This window comes from Vibrio sp. OPT20 (genome assembly GCF_963889365.1).
Classification (GTDB): Bacteria; Pseudomonadota; Gammaproteobacteria; order Enterobacterales; family Vibrionaceae; genus Vibrio; species Vibrio splendidus.
In genome coordinates, this window is sequence record NZ_CAWPOA010000067.1 from 1 (window position 1) to 260 (window position 260).

A 260-nucleotide genomic window follows, 5' to 3' on the forward strand; every position below is an offset into this window, starting at 1 on the left:
CGGCTATGGTCAATGTTGGCGTGATTGGCAATGTATATTGTTGGTCCACCGTCACCGTATTACCCGAGTCGTCCCCAAAACCACTGACGGCTAGGATTGCACTAAGCACTGTATCACCCAGGTCTGCCAAAGAAGCCACCTCTGCTTTCCACGTCTTAGCATCTCCTTGCATCGTGAAACCTGATACTGCTGCACCCGCAAGCGTCGCTTGAATGGTGTCTCCTTTAACCGCTTTACTGAACGTCAAAGTGACTTCCACA

1 pseudogene is annotated in these 260 nt (G+C 50.8%); it reads right to left on the reverse strand.

Features of this window, described 5'->3' with window-relative positions:
* Positions 1-247 (reverse strand): annotated as a pseudogene (locus AACR09_RS16225) (hypothetical protein); the annotation flags it as partial.
* Positions 248-260 lie beyond the last annotated feature (13 nt).